5 protein-coding genes are annotated in these 5,144 nt (G+C 36.3%); 1 reads left to right on the top strand and 4 read right to left on the bottom strand.

The features are described from left to right. Nucleotides 1–174 precede the first annotated feature (174 nt). Complete coding sequence (locus V7Z48_RS02505) at nt 175–684, top strand: acyl-CoA thioesterase (RefSeq protein ID WP_334111814.1); 510 nt, start codon at nt 175–177, stop codon at nt 682–684. A gap of 14 nt (nt 685–698) precedes the next feature. Here V7Z48_RS02505 and V7Z48_RS02500 read toward each other — a convergent pair whose 3' ends face one another. From V7Z48_RS02500 to V7Z48_RS02485, 4 genes are all read right to left on the bottom strand, one after another. Next, the gene (locus V7Z48_RS02500; protein ID WP_334111813.1) at nt 699–1,910 is read right to left on the bottom strand and encodes a murein hydrolase activator EnvC family protein; all 1,212 of its coding nucleotides are present in this window, start codon (nt 1,908–1,910) and stop codon (nt 699–701) included. Then, nucleotides 1,907–2,689 (bottom strand): DUF4292 domain-containing protein, encoded by a 783-nt coding sequence (locus V7Z48_RS02495; protein WP_334111812.1) that lies wholly within the window; start codon nt 2,687–2,689, stop codon nt 1,907–1,909. Before V7Z48_RS02495 ends, V7Z48_RS02500 begins: the two co-directional genes overlap by 4 nt. Before the next feature lie 5 nt (nt 2,690–2,694). Beyond that, nucleotides 2,695–4,056, bottom strand: a complete 1,362-nt coding sequence (locus tag V7Z48_RS02490; protein WP_334111811.1) for a tetratricopeptide repeat protein — start codon at nt 4,054–4,056, stop codon at nt 2,695–2,697. A gap of 85 nt (nt 4,057–4,141) precedes the next feature. Beyond that, complete coding sequence (locus V7Z48_RS02485) at nt 4,142–5,143, bottom strand: sugar phosphate nucleotidyltransferase (RefSeq protein WP_334111810.1); 1,002 nt, start codon at nt 5,141–5,143, stop codon at nt 4,142–4,144. Nucleotide 5,144 lies beyond the last annotated feature (1 nt).

The raw sequence follows: 5,144 nt of genomic DNA, 5'->3' as shown, positions 1-5,144 counted from the left end.
AAATACGGACTACACGAAGTAGTTTACGGCAGTTACAGCGACCGCATTGAAGCTTTAAACACATTGAGAAGCATTAGAGCTACTCATAATAAGGAAGCTTGGTTGTTGGTGAAGCAGTTGGATTGATTTCATTTTTAGCCGTACCTTTGCATGGTGTAATTTATATTTAAACCCATGCAACCCAAAACAGCCCAGAACTCTTTAACCATCATGACCGATTTGGTTTTACCGAGTGAAACCAACCCTATTAACAACCTTTTTGGTGGCGAATTGTTGGCGCGTATGGATCGCGCTGCCAGTATAGCGGCACGCAGGCACTCGCGGCGTATTGTAGTGACCGCCTCAGTTAATCACGTAGCCTTTAATCGCGCTATCCCGCTAGGAAGTGTGGTAACTGTGGAAGCTAAGGTATCGCGCTCATTTAAATCCTCAATGGAAGTGTTTTTAGATGTTTGGATTGAAGACCGCGAATCAGGAAGTAAAGACAAAGCCAACGAAGCTATTTATACTTTTGTAGCCGTTGATGAAACTGGCCGACCTGTTCAAGTTCCTGAACTGATTCCCGAAACTGATTTAGAAAAAGAACGCTACAATGCAGCACTGCGTCGTAAACAACTAGCCTTAGTATTGGCTGGCAAAATGAAACCACATGATGCTACCGAGTTGAAGGCATTATTTTTTTAAGTATGTTGTAATGCCTATTTAGCCAACCACAATTCAGGATTTTCAGTTTGGTCTTCTTTGTATATAGAAAACCGTAACATAGTTTCGCCGTTCATATCAGTAAACACTTCGCCGATGGCCTGTCCAGTAGAAACCTTATCGCCTTTTTTTACTAATACTTTCGATAAATTGGTATATACCGAAATGTAGTTACCGTGTTTGATATACACCGACGGATTACTAAATTTAATCAATTGCACTGCAAATACTTCACCTTCAAACACTGCTTTAACCTGTGCGCTTTTTTCTGTGGCAATTCTGATGCCATTACTTTTTATGGTAACAGTATTGTCTATAAGCGAGCGTTGTGTGCCGTAACGCATTTTAATGACACCACGCTCAACTGGCCAAGGTAATTTACCCTTATTGGCGACGAAATTTGCTGCCAAAGCCTTACCGGCTGGCGTTAGTACAAATTTTCCGGTGTTGGTAGTGTTGCCTGATGCTTTGTTAGAGCTTGCAATGGCTTCTCTAATGAGTTTTTTAATTTCGGCATCTATACGGTCAATTTCTTGTTGCTTGGTTTTGATTTGTGTGGCAAATTGCTTGAGCTCAGTTTTAATACTCGCCATTAAGGTGTTTTGCGATTTTAAATCGGACTCTAGGTCGGCTTTGGCTTTGCGGTTTTCTTCAATAAGTTTTTGCTTGTCTTCCTTTTGTTTAGAAAGCGTTATATTCAAGGCTTGAAGTGTTTCGGTTTTTTCCTTTATGGCTTCGCCTTGCTGTTTTTGATAATCTGCGTATTGCTGAATATATTGTAATCGTTTGTAGGCTTGTTTAAAATCGTCGGAAGAGAGTAAAAACATAATCCTACTTTGCTGCGATTTGCTTTTATAGGATTTCACAATCATACCCGCATAATCTTCCTTTAACTGTTTAAGTTGATCTCTAAGATTTGAAATTTGATTTTGGTTATCGTTAATTTCTCTGGTGAGTAAATTAGCTTGTTCATTGGTGGTTTTTATAAGATTTTGCCTTACACGGATTTTATAGTTTAGGTCTTCAACCATGTTTAAAACCGACTTTTCTTTTTTCTTATTTGAAAACAACAAACTATTAATTTGTGTAATTTCCTTTTGTAGCTGAATGCGTTGGGTTTCGAGCGCTTTTTGTTTATCACTTTGTCCGAACACAAAGGTTTGAAACAATAGCACCACTAATAAAATACGATACAATTTCACGTTCATTTTAAAACAATTTCTTTGTAACCACTAGGAATTTTAAATGGAAATCGCAATGCCTCATTTAAACTTATAGATTTCATTTCCAATTTAATAAAAACTGATTCATTATCTTCAGTAGCAATGATATCTATTTGCTCCGGAAATAACTTATTGTTCACTTTTTGAAAGCTTTTGTAATTCGTCATTAGCTGCCGATTTTTAAGTGGCTGCGATATTGAAAATCCATCCAGTTTAAAATGTGAAGGATTAAACAATACCAATAAATTATATAAGGTCTTCTGCTGTTTCGGCTGGAGCCCATAAGAATTTACTGAATTTGCTAGGCTGTAAGTTCCTTTATTTAAATCCACAATAGATTCACCCAAAAGTAAACTTTGCAACTGGAAAAAATCGAGTTCAGTGCCTAAAAAATCACTCAATATTGAATAATCACCATCAAAATATTGGTTGTTTATTTTATCGTAAAACTGTACTTTTTTAGGGGTGATAATTGCTCTAGCTAATCCTAATGTTGCGCTCAACCAAATGGTTTCGTCCTTTTCTATTCGCAAAGTTAAGTTAAAGCTTTGTGACTTTTCACCTTCAGAATATTCTAAATTCAACCTGGACTGAAAGGTTTTAAAATCGGTATTGCTTTTCTCAACCGCACGAATCAACTGTTTTGCAGAAATATTGTCATTCACCTCGCCATTGCTTACAAACGTTTTACTGCTTTTACATGACATTGCAAATAATAACACGCAAAGCGTTGCAAATCTAAAAATGGAAATTTTGTTAAGCATACAAGTTATTGGGCTTTTATAATGGCTGCTGCCTTTTCAGCAAACGTTTTGCTTTTGGCAATATTATCTTTAAGTTGATATGAAATGCTTAGCTGTTGGTAAAAATCGGCTTCCATTTTTTTATCGTCAATTAAAAAATCTAAGCCCATTTCTAAATTTTCAATAGCTTTATCAGCGTTTTTTAAGTTGTTTTGCGCAACACCATTTAATAAATACAATAAAGGTTGCGCTGGAAATAAACTAAGTGCTTGCGCGCTTTCTTTCGCGGCATTATCATATAGCTGTAAATCTAATTGCAACAATAAACTATTTTTAATTAAGGTAAAATCTGTTGGGTTCTGCTGAAGTGCCTTTTGGTAGCTTTCTAGTGCTTTTTGTTTATCGCCCAATTGAAGATAATAATTGGCTACTTCGCTTAAGGATTCCGAGCTTTGATCGCTACTAATTAGGGTGGTTAAAGCGATTAATTTGTTTTCGTGTTGTGGATTATTGCCGACAAAATTCACTAAATTTTGAAGAATTTTTGTTTTATCGTTGTTATTAACCTCAGCGCTAATCAGGGCTTTTTCTGCAGATTTAAACGCATCTTCTGCCTGATTGTTCTGTAAATAAAACTCATATAAGGCTACATGTACCAACTCCGATTCTGGAATTTCTTTTAGTAAATTTTGAGCAGTTTCAAAAGCTTTATCTTGATTGCCGTTTTGTTGGTAACTATAAATTAAGGCCAAATAATTACTTTCGTTTTTTGGATTACTTTTGATGCGATTTTGCAAATCGCTTATTTGACTGTCGTCTCCTGCGGTTTGTTTGTAAATTTCGTTTCGCATGTTGTTGCGCACAGGAGACAAACCTAAATTTTTATCAAGTTCATCCAATAACTTTAAAGCGTCGTCGAATTGTTTTTGTCTTATGTATAAGGTTGCTAAATCTTGTTTGTAATCGGGATGTACCTCCACCAGTTTCTTTACTATTTCAACAGCTTTAGGGATATTATTTTGCTGTGTATATACTTCGTAAAGTTGGTCTAACATCCATTCGTTTTTTGGTGTGATTTTTAGCCCTTTTAGCAAAGCTTCTTCGGCAAGATTTAATTGCTCTAACTGAATGTAATTTTTACCTAATTCTAAATAAATAACAGCTTCCTCGTTATTGAGTTCCTCACATTTTAGCAATGCGTCTATGGCGCGCTGGTAATTTTCAATGCCTTTTTGCTTCAGCGCTTCAAAAAACAGTTCTTGAAACTTATCTTCAACATTTCCCAAGTCATCATCAGGTTTTTTATTGAAATCAATTTGTGCATAGCTATTTGTTGGATTAAAAATTAATCCCAATAAAAAGATAATAACCAATGCTGATTGTTTCATGAAAATGATTCTAATTGTAATGTAATAACGCTAGGTATCAATAGTTATTCCAAAATCTGCAAAAAATTCAATCTCACTCAAAAATTTACTCTAATACTGAATAATCGCCGATACTAATGCTTTTAAACTCACCGTCAAAATGAACGTAATTACCTATCATCGCTTGGTCTAATTTAGCGTTTATAATCTTGGTGTTGTTTTGTATTAAGCTGTTTTTAACGCTGGTGTTTTCTAAATTGCAGTTGTTACCGATTGATACGTAAGGGCCAATAATACAATCCTTTAAAACTACATTTTCACCAATAAAGCATGGCTCGAGAATAGTTGTATTAAATTGATTTATTGAATTTGATATTAAAACCTCTTCGTTGTCCTCTTTTAGAAAGCCTAGCATTTTGCTGTTGGTTTCGATGGTAACGGCTTTATTACCGCAATCCATCCATTCATCCACAGTACCGGTTTTAAAAATACGACCTTCAGCAATCATACGTTTAATACCATCGTTTATTTGATACTCGCCACCATTGGTGATGTTTTCGTCTAAAACCTCTTGAAGTTTGTCTTTTAAAACAGCCACATCTTTAAAATAATAAATACCAATCACCGCTTGGTTAGAAACAAAGCTGCTCGGCTTTTCAACTAATTCAACAATATGTTGTTGCGCATTCAATTTTACGACACCAAAAGCCTCCGGATTTTCAACTTCTTTGGTCCAAATAACGGCATCAGCTTCTGGGTCTAAGTTAAAGGTAGCACGAATTAACGTGTCGGCATAGGCGATAACCGCTGGTCCTGAAAGTGATGGTTTGGCACACATAATAGCATGCCCAGTGCCTAAAGGTTGGTCTTGACGATAAATACTTGCCTTAGCACCAAGTGATTGGGCTAACTCGGTTAAACTATTTACTACTTCATCTCCAAAAAATGCAGGATCGCCCAATACAAAAGCTACTTCTTCTATTGGTTGATTGAGCACTTTGGCAATGTCCTTCACCAAGCGGTGCACAATGGGTTGTCCAGCTACCGGTATTAGCGGTTTTGGAATGGTTAAGGTATGTGGTCTTAATCTGGAGCCGCGTCCGGCCATG

The organism is Paucihalobacter sp. (genome assembly GCF_036825875.1).
In the GTDB taxonomy this organism is placed as follows: domain Bacteria; phylum Bacteroidota; class Bacteroidia; order Flavobacteriales; family Flavobacteriaceae; genus Paucihalobacter.
The sequence above is the reverse complement of the archived record's forward strand: the minus strand, read 5'-3'. Positions and strand labels throughout refer to the sequence as shown.